The following is a 20,976-nucleotide window of genomic DNA, read 5'->3' as shown; positions in this document are numbered from 1 at the left end:
GAGCGACGCGATGAGCAAGCTCTCGATCGAGCGCCCGAACTATTTCGCCGGCGAAGCACTCCTGACCGACGATTTCGTCAGCGAGCAGCAGTACCACATGACGGTGCAGAGCCTGAACAACCGCAGCCTCTATACCTACGGCATCGCCTCGGGGCTGGAGGTGCTGTGGGATTCCGCGCAGGTGAAGGACCAGGTCGACGTGCTGCCCGGCATGGCGATCGACAGCCTCGGGCGGCAGATCATCCTGACCGAGCGCCAGGTGGTGAGCTTCACCGACATCACGCCGGGCGCGAGCTACTACCTGACCATCAGCTATGCCGAGCTCTACGCCGACTACACCGAGCAGCCCTCGGGCGTGTCGGGCTACAAGCGCATCGTCGAACAGCCGCTGATCCAGCCGATGCTGAACCTGAAGGAGGCGGGGCTCAACATCGTGCTGGCGGTGGTCAGCTTCACGAACCAGAGCGCCATCAACGCGATCAACTACCGTGCCGGCACGGTGGCGCGCCGTTACGTGAGCTCCACGCTCGGCGCGCTGACGCTGATCGCCGAGGGCGCCGGGCTGTCGGGCAACCCGGTTGCCGCGCCGCTGAGCAATGCCGTCGATCCGAACGACGCGGGCGTCTATCCGCGCCTGGTGGCCCGGCTCGACGATAGCGCCAAGCAGGTCATGCTCGAAGTGGATGCCTCGCGCACGCAGTTCGACGGCGTCGTCACCACGCTCGACAACCTCGGCATCGGCACCAGCCAGCCCTACGCGAACCTCGAGATCCAGCCGCTCACCTTCGACGGGCCCGGCGCGATCAGCTCGAACGGCATCGACGTCACCTTCACCGTGCCCATCTCGCCGTTCTTCCAGATCGGCGACCAGCTCAGGTCCGATCCGCCCGTGACCCTGCAGCGGGACGGCAAGACCGTCTTCGGCCTCGCCCAGTTGCGCACCATCGTCTCGGTCGATGCCGACAAGCAGTTGGTCAAGGTCGACCGTGCCTTCGACCCCGCGCTCGATCGCATCAGCTACACCTACCAGCGCGCGCTGCTGGCGCGCTTCGGCCTCGACGCGAACAGCAGCCTCGTCGAGGTCGGGCTCGACGGCTCGGTCGGCCTCGGCACGCAGGCCGCGGTCAATGCCGGCGACGGCACCCCGGGCCGCCACGCGCTGAGCATCGCGCCGAACCGCTATGTCGGCATCGGCCTGATCGACCGCGATCCGCAATCGGCGCTCGACGTGGGCGGCGAGATCACGGCCGCCTCGATCCTCGCCAACGGCGCGGTGCGCGCGCAGAGCTTCGAGGGCAACGGCTCGAAGCTGAAGAACCTGCCCATGCTCAGCTACTGGACCCTCGAGACGGTCGGCTCGCCCACCAGCAACCTCTATTACAACGACGGCAACGTCGGGATCCGCAACGTCAACCCGATCGGCTCGCTGTCGGTCGGCGGCGGGCACTCGGTGGTCGGCAGCGGTTATGTCACCTCGCTGAGCAACAGCGTGCTGCAGGGCTACCAGACCGTGTTCACGCAGCAGGTATCGGTGGGCGACCTGATCTCGATCGGCTCGGTCATGCAACTCACCGGCGTGATCAGCGAGATCCACAGCGACACCGAACTGGTGGTGCAGCAGCAGTTGCCGGTGATCGTCACGCAATCGGCCTATCAGTACGCCGCGACCGACGGCAGCGCGCCGAAGCCGGGGGACGGCACGATCAGCTCCGACGGCAGCACCATCACCGGCATCGGCACGAAATTCAAGTCCAAGTGCGAGGTGGGCGGCAAGCTCGTGATCGCGAGCTTCACCGCCGCCACCTCGGCCAAGCAGACGCGCGCGGTGAAGGCGATCGTCAACGACACGACGGTCACGATCGACGCGGCGTTCGCCGTCGACCTGGCGGGAAGCGACTACCAGTACTGCCCGCCCGACGGCACCGACAAGCAGGGCGACGGCACGATCAGCAGCACCGGCACCCAGGTGACGATCGCGGGCGGCAGCGCCGCGCCGCTGGTGCCCGGCACCACGCTGACCGTCGCCAGGAGCGTCGCGCTGCCCGAATGGATGCGCGTGAAGACGGTCGACTCGGACACCTCGCTCACGCTGGTGCTGCCCGACGGCGGTTCGCCGCCCGACGAGCAGCTGTTCGCGGCCACCTCGGCGTTCCTGATCACGCCGTCCGTGCTCGGCTACTTCGGCGTGAACCCCGACCCCGACGCTGACGACGAGCCGCCGGCCATGCTGGTGGTGGCCAACAAGATCAGCGACGCGCCCGACAGCCCGCTGCGCAACACGGTGGCGATCAACGTGCCGCTCGGCAGCGTGCAGAGCCGCTACGTGCTGCAGGTGGACGGCGACGTCAACTTCACCACCGGCAGCCTCGACGTGGACGATCTGGAGGTCAAGACGCTGACGGCCACCGTCAGCGTGGCGGTGCAAGGCGACGACAGCGGCAAGACGCTGCTCAGCGTGGGCGAGAAAGGCCAGAACCCGCCCGCGCTGACGGTCGACAAATCGGGCGTCACGGCCACCTCGCTCACCGCCACCAGCGTGGGCACCCAGCAGCTCACGGTGAGCGACGCCCTGGTCGCGGGCGGCACCGTGGCGATGCTCGGCGTGCGCCAGGCGTATTCGTGGCACAGCATGAGCGGCGACTCCACTCGACGCACGTTCAGCCAGGTAGCCTCGACCGACGGCTGCGTAACCGCGACGGTCGGCAATCCGAACCTTGGCGGCGGCAATTACTTCGGCCTGCTCACCGGTACCACGCTCGACGGCAGCGAGACCACGGCCTTCACCTACGCCCTGGGTATCGCCCAGACGGTCGACAACGGCAAGAAGGGCGGCAAGACGCGCATTCCCGTGCCCGGCACGTTCACGCTGTTCGTCCGCAAGGGCGAAACCTGGCGAATCGACCTGCAATCCTCGCCCGACGACGGCAACGACCCCTCGGTCGAGTTCTACTGGGTGCCGTTCGGCGGCGGCACCGCAAGCTCGATGCTCGCGAACCGGCCCCTGCCCGGCGGCGACGCGGCGTATGCCGCCATCGCACCCGCACTGGCCGATGCGGCCGGCGACGCCCGTGGCAGCGGCGCCGGAGCCTCGCCGGCCTCGCCGGCCTCGGCCGACGCCGCGCCCGGCACGGCCGACGACCAGGCGCGGGCGATGGCCGCCGGCGTCAGGTCGCTGCCCGGCGGCGGCCTGGCCGCGCAGATCGCGAAAGTGCGCGAGGCGCTGCATACCGGCCAGTTCGGCGGCATGATCGGCGCCTCGCAAGAGGCGATCGACCAGCGCATGGGCGATCTCACGCGCGTGCTCGGCGACGCCGTGCACATGAACCCCGACGACGCGGCCCGCCAGCGCTTTACCGACGAGCTCGCGAAGATCGTCTGCGCACCCGGCACGGCGCCGGTCCACACCACGTCCGAGGGCTTCCAGGCCAGCGTGGCGACGCTGGTCGACGCGTTCGCGCAAGCCATCGGCCGCAGCCTCGACGGCGGCGAACGCTCGCTGATGGCCGACGGCATCGCCGCGCTGGTGCGCATCAACGACACGGCCGAGAACCGCCACGATCTGAACCTGATCCGGCAGAACATCGAGCTGTTCCTCGACAACGTGCAGAAAGTCGTCAACATGCAGTTCGACACAGGACAGCGGCGCATGCTGACCCGGGCGCTGGTGCGCCTGGTCGGCGACGGGTCGGGCGCCGACCGTGAGTGACCCCGCGCGGCGGCCGCGAGCCGCCGCGCGCTTTCCGACCCATCGCGAACCATCCAACCGTGTCAACCCGGGAGATTACGATGTCGACCCCAGCAGCCATGACGTTCGGAGCACGCACCGCCTACAACCAGGGCAACCTCAATGCCCAGGGCGAATTCAGCCAGACCGCCGCCACCGACGGCTTCGTGATGGCCACCATCGGCCAGCCGGCCAGCGGCCAGTCGCTCAATTATTTCGGCACCTTCGAAGGCTCCACGGCGGGTGCCGGCGGCGCGCTCACCAGCTTCGTCTACGCCACCGGCGTGGCCTACCACTTGCCGAGCCAGCCGTCGAAGAAGGGACCGCAGAACGTCTATGTGCCGGTGCCCGGTTCGTTCACGCTGCCGGTGCGCCGCGGCGAAGTCTGGACGGTGCGGCTGACCGCGGTGCCCGACTTCGTGCCGGCGCCGAAGGTCGAGTTCTACTGGATTCCGGTCGATCACGGCGGCCTGGGCGGCACGGCCAGCGCGGGCGGCGGCGTGGTCAGCGCGATGGCCGACGCGTTCTCGCAACTGCGCGGCGAGATCCAGTCGGGCGCGCTGCGCGCCTCGATGCTCGCCTCCACGCAGCGCGTGATCGACGGCCGCGTCGACGACCTGATCCAGGTGCTCGGCGACACCATCAGGCCCGCCAGCGGCGAAATCGAACGCCGTCAGTTCGCATCCGCGCTACGCCGGATCGTGTGTTCGGCCACGCCGCCGGGCGAGGCGGCCGATAATCGCATCGCCGACGCCGATCTGCAGTCCGTGATCGCCGCCTTCGTCGAACTGAGCGGGCGCAGCATCTCGACGGAGCACCGCGCGCTGTTCGCCGACGGCGTGCGCGCGCTCGTGCAGATCAACGACAACGACGCGAACCGTCATGATCTGGTGCTGATCAAGCGCAATATCGACCTGTTCCTCGACAGCCTCCAGGAGGTGGTCGGCCAGCCGCTATCCAACCACGAGCGGCGCCTGCTGACGCGGGCCCTGACGCGCATCGTCGGCGACGGCACGCAGGGCCAGGCGTGACGGCGCCGGCCTGAACCGAAGGGAATCGCACGCATGAACGGCAGCTTCGCCCCCGCGCCGGCAAGGCAATGGCAGGAGCCGGTCCACCTGGACCTGCTCGACGACGACGCACGCGAGGCGTGGGTGATGCGGGTGATGCTGGCGCGCGCCCACTGGCGCCAGCGTCATCCGCTCGTGCCGTTCTACACGCTCGGCCTGGCCGCCTATCTCGACTGTGCCGGCGGCGGCACCGGCCTCTATCACGACGGCGCCGCGCGCCGCGCCAGCAACGCGCTGCTGGCCGGCATGTTCCAGCCGCTGCTCGACCGGGTTGCCGCCGCGCTCGCCGATTGCCTCGACGCGCCGGCGGCACTCGCCGACGACGCGGCGCTGCCCGGTTTCCACATCTACCTGCCGAACCCCGTGTTCGGCGGCCCGGTCGCCAAGGTGCACCGCGACCTGCAGTTCCAGGACGTCTATCCGGGCCGGCGGCCCGGGCCGGGCGACCTCGTCAGCTTCACGCTGTCGCTGTCCACGCCGCCCGGCAGCGGCCTCAACCAATGGAGCGGCGAGGCGGGCGAAGCGGCGCAACTGGGCGAGCCCGAATTCTTCCCGTACCGCGACGGCATGCTGATCGTCCACGACGGGCTGGTCACGCACCAGGCGGTGCTCGCCTGCGACGGCAGCGTCGAGCGCATCACGCTGCAAGGGCATGGCCTGCGGCGCGACGACGGCCATTTCATTCTCTACTGGTGAGCCCGATGGCGAGGCGACGATGAACGGCGAGACCCCGGACCCCCTCGAATTCGAGCATGCTCTGCTCGACGCGGCCGGCGCCGCCGCGCTCGTCGAGCGGCTGCACGATCTCGACGCGTTCTGGATCGCGCGCCACGCGCGCCTGCCGTTCCACACGCTCGGCGCCACCAACTACTACGATCTCACCGCAAACCCGGCGCGCCCCTATGCGCGGCTCGCCGTGCGCTACAACCCGCTGCTGCTCGCGCAGTTCGGCGCGCTCTACGCCAGCGTCGCCGCGACACTTGCCGCGCGGCTCGACGCCGCCGTGGCCTACCTGGCCGAGACCGAGCCCGACACGGCGCTGCCCGGCTTCCATATCTTCGGCGCCCATGCCGAATTCGCCGCGCGCGCCGAGCACGACGTGCTGCATGGCGACTGGTTCCGCCAGCGCGACGGCGATGCGTTTCCCGGCAACCCGATCCATGTCGATACCGCGCATCTCGCGCTCGGTCTCGACGCGCGCGCGCGGCTCGCCGGCGAGGCCACGCCGCTCGCCACGCTGTCCTTCACGCTGCCGCTCGCGCTGCCCGAGGCCGGGGCCGGCATGCGGCTCTGGGGCTTCGGGCACGAGGCCGCGCCAGTCGGCGACGGCGCGCACCAGCAGGCGCGGCTGCGCCATGCGCCGACGCGCGAGCATGCCTATCGCAGCGGCGCGCTGTTCGTGCATTCGGGCACGCGCTACCACCAGGCACGCGGCTTTCCGGTCGTGCCGGGCCAGTACCGCATCACGCTGCAGGGCCACGGCGTGTGGCTCGGCGGCGCCTGGCGGCTGTTCTGGTGAGCCCCTTCCCCCTCTGAACGGAGGCAGCATGTTCCATCCGTCCTCGGCATTCCCGTTCCTCGCGACGCTCGAGCGCGGCTGGCAGATCGTTCGCGACGAGTGCGATGCCCTGCTGCCGGGCGAATTCGACGCGTGGCCCGAGCGCGAGCTCTACAACCGCGGCTGGGACGTCTACGGCCTTTATCTGGCGGGGCGGCCGCTGCTCGAGAACTGCGTGTTCTGCCCGTCCACGGCGCGGCTGCTCGAAACGGTGCCAGGGCTGCAGCACGCCGGCTTCTCGCGGCTCGCGCCCGGCACCGAGATCGCGCCGCACGTCGGCTACAGCGGCGCCGTGCTGCGTCTGCACCTCGCCTTGCGCGCGCAGGGCGACTGCGCGCTGCGCGTGGGCGGCGAGACGCGCCGCTGGGTGCCCGGCGAGGGCTTCGTGTTCGACGATACCGCCGAGCACGCGGCCTGGAACCGCAGCGACGCGCCGCGCATCGTGCTGCTGGCCGACTTCCTCAAATCCGCTGCGAGCGATGCCGATGCCTGCCGTTGACGAAGCTCCCTATGCCGACAATGCCGCGCTGCTCGACGCGCTGCGCGAACTCGGCGACATCCTGATCGAGCGCGCGCTGCTGCGTCGCCAGCTCGACGGCAGCGAAGGCAGCGACGACACGAGCGTGCCGGCCGCCGGCCCTGGCCGCACCGCCGAGGCGCAGCCCGAGGCCGCGCCGGGCGCCTCGGAGCGGCTCCAGGCGCTGGCGCTGCGCGCCGAGCCGCGCCATGCCGAGCGCGCGCGCCTGACCCGCCAGCTCGCCGGGCTCGACGCGTCGGTCGCGCAACGCTGGCGGCGTCATGCCGCGCGCGCGAGCGCCAGCGTGCGCGCGGCGATCTTCCTGCCATGGATGCATGTGTGCCTGCTGTTCCATCTCGATACGCGCGACGAGGCGCTGCTGCTCTGCGCGCTGCTGCCCGAACTCGATCCGCGTTATGCCGCGATCCTGCAGGCGCTCGCCGGGCCCGAGGCCGCGCCGCCCGAGCCCGGCGCCGCGCATGTTCCGCTCGCGATCCTCGCGCGCCTCGCCGGCGACGCCGAGATGCGGGCCGACAGCCTGCTCGCGCGGCTCGCCGGCGATGCCGCGCTGCGCGCCTGGGAACTCGTCGAGCTCAGCACCGGCACGCGCCTCGGCACGCTCACGGGCGGCTACCGGCTCGGCGCGCCGATCGCCGCCTATCTGCTCGCGCGCGCGGCGCCGCAATTGCGCCTCGACGAACCGCTCGCCACGATCGCCGCCGGCCTCCCACTCGACGAACAACTGGTGGACGCCCAGGCGCTGCGCCAGCTCGCGCGCTTCGCGGCGGTGGCCGGCGGCGACGAGGAAGCGGGCAGCTACCTGCTGCACCTGCAAGGCGCCGACACCGAATGCCTGCAGCGCCTGGCCGCGGCCACCCTCGCGCGGCTCGGCATGCACGGCGCGCTGCTCGACGGCCGCGCAATCGCGCGGTTCGATGCCGAACGACAGCGCAATCGCACCGAGCTGGCGGCTCGGATCAAGCGACTCGGCCGCGACGCGCTGCTCTGCAACCGCGTGCTCGTGCTGACCCACGGTCAATGGCTGACCGGCAGCCAGGACGGCACCGACGACCTGCTCGACGCGCTGCTGCCGCTGCTGTTCGACAGCCAGCGTCTGATCGTCGTGCTGAACGGCCCCGCGCGCCGGCTTGCCGATCTCGCGCACGGCTACCAGGCGCATCGCGCGATCGCCGCGCTGATCCGCGTGGGCTCGCCCGATACGGCGCTGCGCGCGCGGATCTGGCGCCGCCACCTGCCCGATTTCCCGTTCCGCGTCGACGAGGCCGCGCTGGCGCAGCTCGTCAATCAGTACCCGTTCAATGAAACGCAGATCGTGATGGCGCTCAAGGACGCGGCGAGCCGGAAGCTGATCGACGGGGATGACAGCGAGCCCGGCGACGGCACGCAGCGCGCTTCGGCGGCGTCGTCTCCGCCACCGTCGCAGTCGAGGCCGGCCGTCGCGTCCGCCCCGCCCACTTCGCCCGCCGCGTCCATCCCGCCCGCCCCGCGGCGCACGCCGGCACCCGACGGCCGGCTGCCGCTGCCCGCGCGCCGTATCGGCGCGACGGCGGCCGGTACCCGAGCCACCTCGGCCAGCACCGCCGCGCCGCCGGCCGCCCCGCCCGGTGCGGCTCCCCGCGCTCTGGCCGGAACCGCGCCCGGAGCCCCGAGCGCATCGAGCGCGGCCGACGCGGCAAACGCGGCGAACGCGATCGATCCCGACACGCAGCGGCTGTTCGACGCCTGCCGCGAGCAGAGCCAGCGCACCCAGCTGGCGGTCGCGCAGGAGGTACGCACGCGCTACCGCTTCGACGACATCGTGTTGCCCGACGAGACGCGCGACTGGCTGCTCGAGGTGCTGCACTACGCGCGCAACCGGCACCAGGTGGTCGAGGGCTGGGGCTTCGACGCCAAGCACCAGGCCAGCCGCAACCTCAGCGTGCTGTTCCACGGGCCCTCGGGCACCGGCAAGACCATGGCCGCCTCGATCATCGCCAACGAGCTGAACCTGGGCCTGTTCCGCATCGACCTGGCCAGCATCGTCAGCAAGTACATCGGCGAGACCGAGAAGCAGCTCGCGCAACTGTTCGACCAGGCCGAGGCGATGAACGTGGTGCTGTTCTTCGACGAGGCCGAGGGGCTGTTCGCGAAGCGCACCGACACGCGCGACGCCCACGACCGCTACGCGAACCTGCAGACCGGCTACCTGCTGCAGCGCATCGAGACCTACCAGGGCATCGTGATCCTCTCGACCAACCTGCTGCAGAACATCGACAAGGCCTTCCTGCGGCGCTTCCGCTTCATCGTCGAATACCCGTTCCCGAGCGAGGCGCAGCGGCTCGCGCTGTGGCGCAACGCCTTCCCGGCCGCCACGCCGCTCGGCGACGACCTCGACTTCGCCCTGCTGGCCGAGCGCGCGCCGCTGTCGGGGGGCAACATCAACAACATCGCGATCGGCGCGGCCTTCCTGGCCGCCGCGGAAGGCGCGGCGGTGGGCTGGCGGCATCTGCTGCAGGCCACCGAGCGCGAGTATCGCAAGCTCGGGAAGGTGTTCGTGCCGCATGAATTCGAGTGGGGCGAGGATGATTAGGCCTGGCGGACCGGCGCAGGCGATGTGATGGGCAAGCTCGGCGCGAGCGTCGTCAAACCGGCCGTGAAGGCGGCCGAGCCCGGCAGCCCCGGGCGGATGGCGGCGCCCGCGGCCGGCGATGGCGGCGATGCCGGGCTCGTGCCGATGGCCGCGTATCACTATGGCGGCAGTGCGCTGGGCTGGCCGGCCGCGGTCCGCGAGAAGGGCGCGCCCGGCTCGCCCTCGGCGACGGCGCATGCGGTTTCGCCCCCGCCCGCCGTACCGCCCCCTCCCGTGAGCGCGCCCACGCCCGTCGCCCCCGCTACGCCGCCGAACCGCACCGGGCTGCCCGACGAGCTGAAACGCGGCGTCGAACACCTCGCCGGCGTCGATCTCGACGCCGTGCGCGTCCACTATGGTTCGCCGCAACCCGCCCGCCTCGGCGCGCTCGCCTATGCGTTCGGTGCCGAGATCCATCTCGCGCCGGGGCAGGAACGCCATCTGCCTCACGAAACCTGGCACATCGCGCAGCAGGCACAGGGCCGCGTCGCGCCCACCGTGCAATGGAAGCGCGACCTGCCCGGCAGCGAGAACGCCGCGCTGGAACGCGAGGCGGACCGGATGGGCGAAGCGGCGCTGCGAGCCGGCCGGACGACCGAGGCGAACGAAACGAACGGAGCGAGCCATGCAGGCGGCACGGGCGGCGTGTCCCGGGCGAGCGCGGCGGGCAGTTCGCGGCGCATCGGCCGCTGGCGAGCCTCGCCATCGCACGGCGTGGTGCAGCGCATGCCGGACGAAGCACTGAGCCAGTTGCGCAATTGCTCGAATATCGAAGCGGGCCTGGCCCTGGCGCTGAGGAACGCACGCTGGATCCACGAGACCTTTCCGCTGCTACGCAGCAATCAGGAAACCTACAAGTCGATCAAGTCGGCCCTGGTCAGGCAGGTGCGCGAGGCCGCGAACTACGCCCCCCTCTATCACGTCTTCATCAGGACCTGGAACGACGGGCTCTACGCTCACGACCTCGCCTACGTCCCCGGCCAGTCAAGGAACCTGTCTACCTATGCCCCCCGCCCCCACGAGCCGTTCGTGGCAGGCGCGAAAGCGACGGACGAAGCCCTGGCAGCATGGTTCAGCAAGCCGTCGTGGGCGAAATTGTCGAATCCCGACAGCAAGCTCGCGAAGGCCATTCCGACGCTGCTGACGGAACAGGATTTCCCCGAGCGCGTCACCACGGCCCTGAAGCTCTACTTCGCCCACACGGCGAATTTCGTGCCGGTCAACAATCTCGGCCGCGATTTCCGCTCGGTCGAGCACGGTCAGTACTACCGATCGAGCAACGACCCGGTGCGCCGGGACAATACCGCCCTGCTGAAGGCAGCGGTACGAAAAAACGCGAAACGGGACGGCACCGACCTGCCGGAAAAATTCACGGCCCAGATCACGAATCGCGCGCTGCATGACGCGCTGGTCGAACGCGGTTACGTGAAACCGCAGATCCAGGCGACGCAGTTCGTCGGATCGAGTCAGGATCCCGCCAGCAGCATCTCGGTCTACCAGAGCGTCGCCGGCACCCATACGGGCTCGCTCGGCCTGATCCAGAACGTCTATCGCACCGTGCAGATCGGCACGCAGCTCGCGCCGGCGAGTGCGCCGTCGTCGCGACGCTCGTGGCGGGAACCGTCCGAGGCGACCGTCGATCCATTGCTCCAGCCCTTGATCCCGGACGCGCAACTCGCGCCCGACACCGAGCTCAACTATCACGATCTGCTGCTCCTCGATCGCGGCACGCTGATCGCGCAGACCGCGAAGGAAGTCGGGAAGATACTGAGCGCCGGCCGGCGCGGCTGGCGGGCCGTGCCGATCCAGTCACCCACCCACGCGAGCCTGATCCTGGAGCTGGTCGATCGGGCCGGCGGCAACCCGCTCGCCGAATCGGTCTGGCGCAATACCTTTATCGCGGCATTCAACGAGGCCGCCGGGACATTGGGCCTGCAAACGCGCGCGACCCATCGCGGCAGCTTCGGTTTCCTGTATCCGAGCGTGTCGTCGGTGGGCGGCCCGGTGCGGCTCTGGCCCGGCCTGACACCGCCCAATGTCTTCAAGGGCTTGGTCGTCAAGGCCCTCGAGATCCTGCACGAGAACGATTCGCGCTTCCAGAAACCGGACCTTACCCGGAGCACGCGGCCCAGGCCTGCCGCATCCACGACGCAATGGCGCGACGTGCCGCTCTATCGCGAGGCCCTGAAGACGGCGGTCCGCTATGCACAGGACAGCTTGCACGGCGTGGTGTCGATCGACGGCCCCCGGGCCTTCGCGCGATGGATCATGGTGCGCCTGCAACGCAACCTCAAGCGCGCGCAGTTCCTGCTCGCGCGCCCGGTGGCGAGGAAATCCACCGACCACGAGGCCGCCTATGTGAAGGCGGCCTCGGTGATCGAGAACCTGATGGAGTACAGCTATCTGCTCGAAGCCTTCAACGCGCATGGCCCCGACTCGCCAGACGCCGTGCGAAACGACCCGTATCCGCAGTATCTGCGTGACTCGCTCTCGCTCGACCCCACGCGGCACGGCACCGCGACGTTCTACCTGGACAGCGGCATGCAGGCGATCGTGACCGCCAACCTGCTCGCGCGCACCTGGGCGATCGACCACAAACGCATCGGCGCTGACGAACCACTCGAGTCGATCGATCTGTACAGCTATTTCGAATACTCGTCGGTCGACAAGGAAAACCTCTACATCCGGCCGATCAATCGCGGCGCGCAGGGCTATCTCGACAGCGCCGCCCTGGACGAGGCGCTCGACGAGCGGGACCGGCAGGGCACGGCACCGCCCGCGATCATCGCCGCCGACCTGAACCCGGTGCTGACCTCGATCCAGGCAAGCCGCAACCGCGTGCCCTACGGCGAGGTGTTCCGCCGCTTCGCGAACCAGACCGCGAGCGGGGCAGGACCGAGCACCGGCCCCGACCCGCTCAACGACACCACCGTGCCGATCGTCGACGTGACGAACGCGCCGCTGTCGGACGTCGCCAAGCTCGATCTCGCGGCTGGCTACGAGAATTTCATCATCGTCGAAAGCCTGTCGAAGCATCAGCAGCTGAGTGCCGACAAGTTCACCATGGGCCGGCTCAGCGCGATCGGCACGCCCGAGTTCATGCGCGCCGCGAACGCCCTGGTCAAGCCGATCGAGGAAGCCGCGTTCCATCGGCTGACGGCCACCTACCGCCTGCGCGCGGATCGCATCTTCTACGGCGGCAGGGACAGCGCCAACACCGCCTTGCTGGCCGCGCAACTGAAGGACGCCGGTCAATACGACCGGTTCATGGTGCTGATGGGGCGCGAGACGATGTGGAATGCGATCGACAAGCGCCCCGACGGCGATGCCGCGACGCTGCGCGAGCGCCAGCGGGCCATGCGCATCGTGCTCGACGAGGTGCTCGCCGTTTATGTCGACGAGGTGCTCGCGCCGGCGAAAAGCAAGCTGGACCTCGACGCCGCGCTCCGGGCGCTGCCCGATGCCGACCGACGCGATGTGACGCAGCGCATCGAGCGACGCTTCGGCGCCACGCTGAAAACCAAGGAGGCCGATGATCCCCACGTGCGCGAGTTCCTGCGCCTGTCGCCCGACTCGTGGCAATCGACCGGCATCGCCAATGTCGGCAACACCTGCTATCTCGCGGCCGCGCTGAACCTGCTGGCGCTGTCGCCGTATCGGAGCCTGTTCGCGGCGCTGCCGCCGCCCGCCGTCGATCCGCTCGCCGAGCCGCGCGCGCAGATCGCGGTCATGCTGGCCACGATACGCAGCGGACAGCCCGTCGGCCCCGCCGCCGTGGGCCACCTGCTCATCACGCTCGACGCAGCGGGCCTGCTCGGCGACGGCGCGCTGGCGCTGAACGCCCAACGCGATCCGACCGAACTGCTGGGCAATCTGATCGACCACTTCGGCACCGCCAATGCGGGCGGTGCCAATTACCGGCTCACCCAGGTCTACAGCAAGCGCATCTCCCTCGGCCGGGATCTCCAGCGGCGCGATGGCGTGGCCCCGGCCGGCTTCTCGCCCTTCACGCCGGCACCGGACACCGGCTTTGGCAATTTCGCCGACGTGCGCACGGCCGACTGGCTGATCAAGCTGCCGATCACCGGCGTCGACAGCCTGCGGGACGCGCTGCGCAGCTATCAGAGCCGGGAGCGGATCGCGCAGATCAGCGGCGTGACGCCGGTCAACCAGGGCGGCGCGCAGCGCAATGTCGTATTCACCTCGACGGGCGAAAGCCAGATCAGTCTCGGCAACGAGGCGCCGCGCGCGATCACGATCCAGCTCGTGCGCTGGGTCCAGGCGCAGCAGCGGATCCGCAAGGACAGCCGGCCCATCGACATGCCGCGACGCTTCGCGCTCAACGGGCGCCGCTACCGCATCCAGACGGTCGTCTACCACGTCGGCGCGCAACCTTATGTCGGCCACTACACGACCAGCACGCGCGACGACGCGGGCTACTGGAGCTACCGCGACGACAGCCGCGTCTCGCCCGACTACGATCACGTGCAGCGGATTCAATACGGTTATGTCTATACCTATGTCGACGAGGGGCCGCTTACCCTGGCCGACGCCAACCTGCTCGACCTCGCGAACCCGGGGCCGTGGCCGCCGCCCGGGCCGCTTGCGCCGCCGCCCGTCGCCGTACAGGACGCGCAACAGCAGCAGCCGCTCGCCCCCGCGCCCTCGCCGGCGGTGACCACCACCACGACACGATCGGACAATGACGGGCGCGGCCGAAAGCGGCCCTTCGACTCGACGCTCGGCCGGCGGCCGACGTCCACCCGCCAGCCAGCCCGAAAGCCGGCGCCGAGCGATACGGAGCAGGAATCCGAACGACCGTTCAAGCGTCGGCCGCCCGACCCCGACGGCAAGCCGGGAGAGGACAGATCCTGAACGGCGCCAGCCTCGCGCCGAGGCAGGCGCGATCGCATGCGCGGCGTCGTGGCCCCGCTTCGCCGGCCCCACCTCCATTCAATGAGAGAATCGCGCTTTCCCCTTCTCCGACGGAGCCCGCATGAAGCGTCTGCTGTCCACGCTCGCCATCACCGCCGCGCTCGCGACGGCGCTCTCGCCTGCCGCCCCGGCCGCCGCCGCGACGCCGCCCGGCATCTTCGTGATCGCCACCCAGATCGGCGAGTTCACCACGCTCGATCCGGCCGAGATCTACGAGCTGGTGCCCTCCGAATACGTCGCCAACACCTACGAGCGGCTGGTGCGCGTCGACCTGCGCGACCCGACCAGATTCGAAGGCCGCATCGCGCAGTCGTGGAGCGTGGGCGCCGACGGTACCACCTACACCTTCAAGTTGAAACCGGGCCTCAAGTTCCATTCGGGCAACCCGGTGACGGCCGACGACGTGGCCTGGTCGATCCAGCGCACGGTGCTGCTCGGCAAGGGCCCGGCCGGCGTGCTGGCCGACCTCGGCCTCACCAAGGACAACGTGATGCAGAAGGTGCGCGCGGTCGACGCCGCCACCGTGAGCCTGCAGACCGATCGCAAGACCGCGCCGAGCTTCGTGCTCAACGTGCTGAGCGCGGGCCCCGCCTCGATCGTCGATCGCAAGCTGCTCGAATCGCACGCGAGCGGCGGCGACTACGGCAATGCCTGGCTCAAGACCAACGACGCCGGCTCGGGCCCGTACCGGCTGGTGAAGTGGTCGCCCAACGAAAGCATCGTGCTGCAGCGCTTCGACGGCTATCCGTCGCCCTATCCGATGAAGCGCGTGGTGCTGCGCCATGTGCCCGAGGCCTCGGCGCAGCGGCTGCTGCTCGAGAACGGCGATGTCGACGCGGCGCGCAACCTGAGCCCGGACAGCCTCGCCAGCCTGGCCAAGGCCGGCAAGATCCAGGTCAGCGCCACGCCGGTGGCCGCGCTGATGTACCTGAGCCTGAACACCAAGAACCCGAACCTCGCCAAGCCGGAAGTGCAGCAGGCGATGAAGTGGCTGGTGGACTACCAGGGCATCCAGCGCAACATCCTCGCCAGCACCTACAAGGTCCACCAGACCTTCCTGCCCGACGGCTTCCTCGGCGCGCTCGACAGCAACCCTTACCATCGCGACGTGGCCCGCGCCAAGGCGCTGCTGGCCAAGGCCGGCCTGCCGAACGGCTTCGACGTGAGCATGGACATGCCGAACGACTACCCCTTCGTCGAGATCGCGCAGGCCCTGCAGGCCAACTTCGCGGCCGGCGGGATCCGCGTCAAGCTGATCCCGGGCGACGCCAAGCAGGCGATCGGCAAGTACCGCGCGCGCCAGCACGACATCTTCATCGGCGAGTGGTCGCCCGACTACATGGACCCGAACAGCAACGCGCGCGGCTTCGCCTGGAACCCCGACAACTCCGACAACGCGCCCACCCGCATGCTGGCCTGGCGCAATGCCTGGAACATTCCCGAGCTGACGCGGCAGACCGATGCGGCGCTGGCCGAGCCGTCGGCCACCCGGCGCGCGAAGCTGTACCAGCAGTTGCAGCAGTCGGTGCTCACGAATTCGCCCTTCGTGATCCTGTTCGAGAAGGTGGTGCAGGTGGCCACGCGCCCCGGCGTGACCGGCCCCGAGATCGGCCCGATCAACGACCTCACCTCGTATCGCACGCTGAAGAAATAAGCGTGCCCGGGCCCGGCACTCACGCGGGCGGCCCGTGCCGGCGCCGCCCCGCGCCCGTCGCTCCCCTCCCGTCGAATTTTGGCCGGTTCCGGTCGCCCCCCGCTCTCTGCTTTAATACGGCAGGCCCGTGCCGTCGCCGGGCAGGCCGCGTTCCGCTCGTCATCCCGCCAGCCTCGGGTTCCGAACCATGGAGTGTGTATGAAGCCCAGCCTGTCCTCGCTTGCCGCGCTGCTCGCCGCCGCCTCGACCTGCTTCGCGCTGGCCGCCGTGCCCGCCGGCGAGGCGCGGGCCGCCACGCCGAAGGACATGTTCGTGATGGCCACCCTGCTCGACGAGTTCTCGACGCTCGACCCGGCCGAGGTCTACGAACTGGTGCCGGAGGAATATATCGCGAACGTCTACGACCGGCTGGTGCGCGTCAACCTCGCCGACCCCTCGAAGTTCGACGGCGACATCGCGCAATCGTGGAGCGTCGACGCCGAGGGCACCGGCTTCACGTTCCGGCTGCGCGACGGCCTGCGCTTCCACTCCGGCAATGCGCTGACGGCCGAGGACGTGGCCTGGTCGATCCAGCGCGCGGTGCTGCTCGACAAGGGCCCGGCCGCGGTGCTGGCCGGCATCGGCCTGAACAAGGCCAACGTGATGCAGAACGTGAGGAAGCTCGACGATCACACCGTGATGATCCGCACCGATCGCAAGTACGCGCCGACCTTCGTGCTGAACGTGCTGGGCTCCTGGCCGGCCTCGGTGGTCGATCGCACGCTGCTGCTCGCGCAGCAGCAGAACGGCGACTACGGCAACGGCTGGCTCAAGACCCACGAGGCCGGCTCGGGCGGCTACCGGCTGGTGAAGTGGACGGCCGGCGACAGCCTGGTGCTGCAGCGCTTCGACGGCTACCGCCTGCCGCTGGCGATGAAGCGCATCGTGCTGCGCCACGTGCCCGAGGCGGCCACCCAGCGGCTGATGCTGGAGAGCGGCGACATCGACGCGGCGCGCGACCTGAGCCCCGACGACCTGGCCGCGGTGGCCAAGAACGGCAAGGCCAGGGTGGCGGCCTCGCCGCAGGCCACCCTGCTCTATCTCGGCCTGAATACCAGGAACCCGACGCTGGCCAGGCCGCAGGTGCAGGAAGCGCTCAAATGGCTGGTCGACTACCAGGGCATCCAGCGCAACGTGGTGAAGACCACCTACCGCGTGCACCAGACCTTCCTGCCCGACGGCTTTCTCGGCACGCTCGACAGCAATCCCTATCATCTCGACGTGGCGCGCGCCAAGGCGCTGCTGGCCAAGGCCGGCGTGCCGAACGGCTTCGCGGTGACGATGGACGTGCGCAACGACTACCCGTACACCGAGATCGCCCAGGCGATCCAGGCCAATTTCGCGCAGGCGGGCATCAAGCTCACGCTGATCCCCGGCGACAACAAGCAGACGCTGGCCAAGTACCGCGCGCGCCAGCACGACATCTACATCGGCGACTGGTCGGCCGACTACATCGACCCGCACAGCAACGCCCAGGGTTTCGCCTGGAATCCCGACAATTCGGACAGCTCGAGCTTCAAGATGCTGGCCTGGCGCAATGCCTGGAACATTCCCGATCTGACCAGGCAGACCGACGCGGCGCTGGCCGAACCCTCGCCCACCCGGCGCGCGCAGCAGTACCAGGCGATGCAGAAGGCGGTACTGGCGAATTCGCCCTTCGTGATCCTGTTCGAGAAGGTGGCCCAGGTGGCGACCGCGCCGGGCGTGAGCGGGCTGGCGGTGGGGCCGATCAACGACCTGGTTTCGTATCGGCAGTTGAAGAAGTAAGGCGCGCTGCGGCCGGCGCGGGAGCCTCACCCGGTTTTCGCGCCCCCGCGCATCCGGCATACTTCGGGTTCGCGCCGCTCGCCGCGCGAACGATTTCACCGCCCAGGAGATGCCCCGCCCGATGTCGTCCCCCTCCACGCTGTTCGACTCGCTGCGCACGCTGCCCGCGCGGCAGCCGCTCGCGCGCTGGGCGCTGCGCGTGCTGCGCTGGGCGCTGACGCTGGCCGTCACCTTCGCCGGCCTGCTGGCGCTGACCTTCGTGATCGGCCGCAAGGTGCCGATCGACCCGGTGCTGGCGGTGCTCGGCGATCGCGCCTCGGCCGCCGCCTACGCGGCCGAACGCGCCGCGCTCGGGCTGGACAAGCCGCTGCTCACGCAGTTCGCGATCTACGTGCGCGACGTGCTGCACGGCAACCTGGGCATCTCGCTGCTGACCTCGAACCCGGTCAGCGACGACATCCTGCGCGTGTTCCCGGCCACCCTCGAACTGGCGAGCCTCGCCACCCTGATCGGGATCGGCATCGGCGTGCCGCTCGGAGTGGCCGCCGCGGTGCGCCACAACCGTCCGATCGATCACGTGGCGCGTTTCGTCGGCCTGATCGGCAGCTCGGTACCGGTGTTCTGGCTGGGCCTGATGGGCCTGCTGCTGTTCTACGCGAAGCTGCACTGGGTGGGCGGCCCGGGCCGGCTCGATCCCGCCTGGGACGGCATGGTCGACACGCGCACCGGCATCCTGCTGATCGACGCGGCGCTGGCCGGCGAATGGGAAGTCTGGCGCAACGCGGTCTCGCACATCGCGCTGCCGGCCGCGATCCTCGGCTACTACTCGGTGGCCTACCTGAGCCGCATGACACGCGCCTTCATGCTCGAGCAGCTCAGCCAGGAATACATCGTCACCGCGCGCGCCAAGGGCGTGCCCGAGCGCCGCGTGATCTGGCGCCACGCCTTCGGCAATATCGCCGTGCCGCTGCTGACCGTGATCGCGCTGACCTACAGCAACCTGCTCGAAGGCTCGGTGCTCACCGAGATCGTGTTCGCCTGGCCCGGCATCGGCTCCTACCTGACCGGCGCGCTGCTCAACGGCGACATGAACGCGGTGCTGGGCTCGACGCTGGTGATCGGCGCGATGTTCATCACCCTCAACCTGCTGACCGACGCGCTCTACCGCGTGTTCGATCCGCGCGCGCGCTGACGCCGGCCCGCTCCGTGCCCGCGCGCCTGGCCGCCTCCACCGGATTCCGATGACCCAGCCTCCCGCTCCTCCCCAAGCTTCCCCGCCCGCCGGCCGCTGGCGCGCCTGGCTGCTCAGCGAGACGCCCGCCTCGCGCCGGCAGGCCTCGCTGGGCCTGGCCTGGCGACGCTGGCAGCGCTTCGCAAGCAATCCGCTGAACCTGCTGGGGCTGGCGATCCTGGCCACGCTGGTGCTGGTGGCCCTGCTCGCGCCGCTGCTGATGCCGCACGATCCGCTGCGCCAGGTGCTGAACGACCGGCTGCTGCCGCCGGGCACGCCCTCGCACTGGCTCGGCACCGACCAGCTCGGCCGCGACATCCTCTCGCGCATGATCGGCGGCTCGCGCATCACGCTCGGCATCGCGATCCTGGTGGTCGCGATCGTGGTGCCGATCGGCGTGCTGATCGGCACCACCGCCGGTTTCGTCGGCGGCTTCGTCGACAGCCTCCTGATGCGCCTCACCGACATCGCCCTGGCCTTCCCGAAGATCGTGCTGGCGCTGGCCTTCGCGGCCGCGCTCGGGCCGGGCATCGTCAACGCGGTGGTGGCGATCTCGATCACCGCCTGGCCGGCCTATGCGCGTCTCGCGCGCGCCGAGACGATCCGCATCGCGCAGGCCGACTTCATCCACGCCGCGCGCCTGCAGGGCGCCTCGGGCTGGCGCATCCTGCGCCGCTATATCGTGCCGCTGTGCCTGTCCTCGGTGATCGTGCGCGCCACGCTCGACATGGCCGGCATCATTCTGACGGTGGCCGGGCTCGGCTTCCTCGGCCTCGGCGCGCAGCCGCCCAGCCCGGAATGGGGCTTCATGGTGGCCTCGGGCCGCAACGTGCTGCTCGATGCCTGGTGGGTGGCCACCCTGCCTGGGGTGGCGATCCTGCTGGTCAGCCTGGCCTTCAACCTGCTCGGCGACGGGCTGCGCGACGTGCTGGACCCGCGCCATGGAGCCTGACGCGATGCAGACGCCCGCCATCGGCAACACCCCGCCCGCCGCCGCGCCGCTGGTCGAGATCGACGGGCTGCGGATCGGCTTTCGCGGCCACGACGGCCGGCTCGCGGACGCGGTGCGCGACCTCTCGCTCACGCTCGCGCCGGGCGAACGGCTCGGCATCGTCGGCGAATCGGGCTCGGGCAAGTCGCTGACGGGCCGCGCCCTGCTCGGCCTGCTGCCGGGTGCCGCGCAGTGGTCCGCGCGCGCCATGCGCTTCGCCGGCCGCGACCTGCTGACGATGCGCGAGGCCGAGCGGCGGCGCCTCTGCGGCGCCGAGATCGCGATGATCCTGCAGGACCCCAAGTACTCGCTGAATCCGGTGATGACGGTGGCCCGGCAGATGGCCGAGGCGTTCCGGCTGCGCGAGCCGGGCCTGAGGGGACGCGCGCTGCGCGAGCGCATCGTGGCCGCGCTCGAGGCGGTCGAGATCCGCGATCCGGCGCGCGTGGCCGATGCCTATCCGCACGAGCTGTCGGGCGGCATGGGGCAGCGCGTGATGATCGCGATGATGGTCTCCACCGGGCCGCGCCTGCTGATCGCCGACGAGCCGACCTCGGCGCTCGACGTGGCGGTGTCGATGCAGGTGCTGGCGGTGCTCGACGCGATGGTGGCCAGGCACAACAGCGGCCTGCTGTTCATCAGCCACGACCTGCCGCTGGTGATGTCGTTCTGCGATCGCGTGGCGGTGATGTACGCGGGGCGCGTGGTGGAGACCTGCGCGGCGCGCGATCTGGCCCACGCGACGCATCCCTACACGCGCGGGCTGCTCGGCGCGACGCCGCCGCTGGCCGCGCCGCCCGAATCGCTGCCGGTGCTGGCGCGCGATCCGGCCTGGCTGAAGGAGGCCGAGCAATGATGCCG

12 protein-coding genes are annotated in these 20,976 nt (G+C 70.1%); all 12 read left to right on the top strand.

Annotated features, from left to right (window positions below):
• Positions 1 to 10: 10 nt before the first annotated feature.
• The 12 genes from BM43_RS05000 (at position 11) to BM43_RS04945 (ending at position 20,971) form a co-directional block, all read left to right on the top strand.
• Positions 11 to 3,706, top strand: coding sequence for a hypothetical protein (locus tag BM43_RS05000; protein WP_036056618.1), 3,696 nt, complete (start codon positions 11 to 13; stop codon positions 3,704 to 3,706).
• An 80-nt stretch (positions 3,707 to 3,786) separates the two neighbouring features.
• Positions 3,787 to 4,755, top strand: coding sequence for a hypothetical protein (locus BM43_RS04995; protein ID WP_036056619.1), 969 nt, complete (start codon positions 3,787 to 3,789; stop codon positions 4,753 to 4,755).
• A gap of 33 nt (positions 4,756 to 4,788) precedes the next feature.
• Positions 4,789 to 5,490: a hypothetical protein gene (locus BM43_RS04990; RefSeq protein ID WP_036056620.1), complete on the top strand. Its 702-nt coding sequence runs from the start codon at positions 4,789 to 4,791 to the stop codon at positions 5,488 to 5,490.
• A gap of 19 nt (positions 5,491 to 5,509) precedes the next feature.
• Positions 5,510 to 6,313 (top strand): hypothetical protein, encoded by an 804-nt coding sequence (locus BM43_RS04985; RefSeq protein WP_036056621.1) that lies wholly within the window; start codon positions 5,510 to 5,512, stop codon positions 6,311 to 6,313.
• A 28-nt stretch (positions 6,314 to 6,341) separates the two neighbouring features.
• Positions 6,342 to 6,851 (top strand): aspartyl/asparaginyl beta-hydroxylase domain-containing protein, encoded by a 510-nt coding sequence (locus BM43_RS04980; RefSeq protein WP_013690005.1) that lies wholly within the window; start codon positions 6,342 to 6,344, stop codon positions 6,849 to 6,851.
• Positions 6,838 to 9,459, top strand: coding sequence for an AAA family ATPase (locus BM43_RS04975; protein WP_045577441.1), 2,622 nt, complete (start codon positions 6,838 to 6,840; stop codon positions 9,457 to 9,459). The genes BM43_RS04980 and BM43_RS04975 overlap by 14 nt, the downstream gene beginning before the upstream one ends.
• Before the next feature lie 27 nt (positions 9,460 to 9,486).
• Positions 9,487 to 14,373 carry an eCIS core domain-containing protein gene (locus tag BM43_RS37440; RefSeq protein WP_052409282.1) on the top strand — a complete coding sequence of 1,629 codons (4,887 nt, stop codon included), beginning with the start codon at positions 9,487 to 9,489 and terminating at the stop codon, positions 14,371 to 14,373.
• A 121-nt stretch (positions 14,374 to 14,494) separates the two neighbouring features.
• Entirely contained in the window at positions 14,495 to 16,087 is a 1,593-nt protein-coding gene (locus tag BM43_RS04965; RefSeq protein ID WP_036056624.1) for an ABC transporter substrate-binding protein, read from the top strand.
• A 198-nt stretch (positions 16,088 to 16,285) separates the two neighbouring features.
• Complete coding sequence (locus tag BM43_RS04960) at positions 16,286 to 17,893, top strand: ABC transporter substrate-binding protein (RefSeq protein WP_036056625.1); 1,608 nt, start codon at positions 16,286 to 16,288, stop codon at positions 17,891 to 17,893.
• Positions 17,894 to 18,014: 121 nt separating this feature from the next.
• Positions 18,015 to 19,085: an ABC transporter permease gene (locus tag BM43_RS04955; RefSeq protein ID WP_036031419.1), complete on the top strand. Its 1,071-nt coding sequence runs from the start codon at positions 18,015 to 18,017 to the stop codon at positions 19,083 to 19,085.
• Positions 19,086 to 19,134: 49 nt separating this feature from the next.
• Positions 19,135 to 20,076 (top strand): nickel transporter permease, encoded by a 942-nt coding sequence (nikC, locus tag BM43_RS04950; protein WP_036056626.1) that lies wholly within the window; start codon positions 19,135 to 19,137, stop codon positions 20,074 to 20,076.
• On the top strand, positions 20,066 to 20,971 hold the full coding sequence (locus BM43_RS04945; protein WP_080742254.1) for an ABC transporter ATP-binding protein: 906 nt from the start codon (positions 20,066 to 20,068) through the stop codon (positions 20,969 to 20,971). Before nikC ends, BM43_RS04945 begins: the two co-directional genes overlap by 11 nt.
• The last annotated feature ends 5 nt before the right edge of the window (positions 20,972 to 20,976 follow it).

Source organism: Burkholderia gladioli (assembly GCF_000959725.1).
GTDB classification, from domain to species: domain Bacteria; phylum Pseudomonadota; class Gammaproteobacteria; order Burkholderiales; family Burkholderiaceae; genus Burkholderia; species Burkholderia gladioli.
Note: the sequence above shows the minus strand (reverse complement) of the source record. Positions and strands in the feature narration are given on the sequence as shown.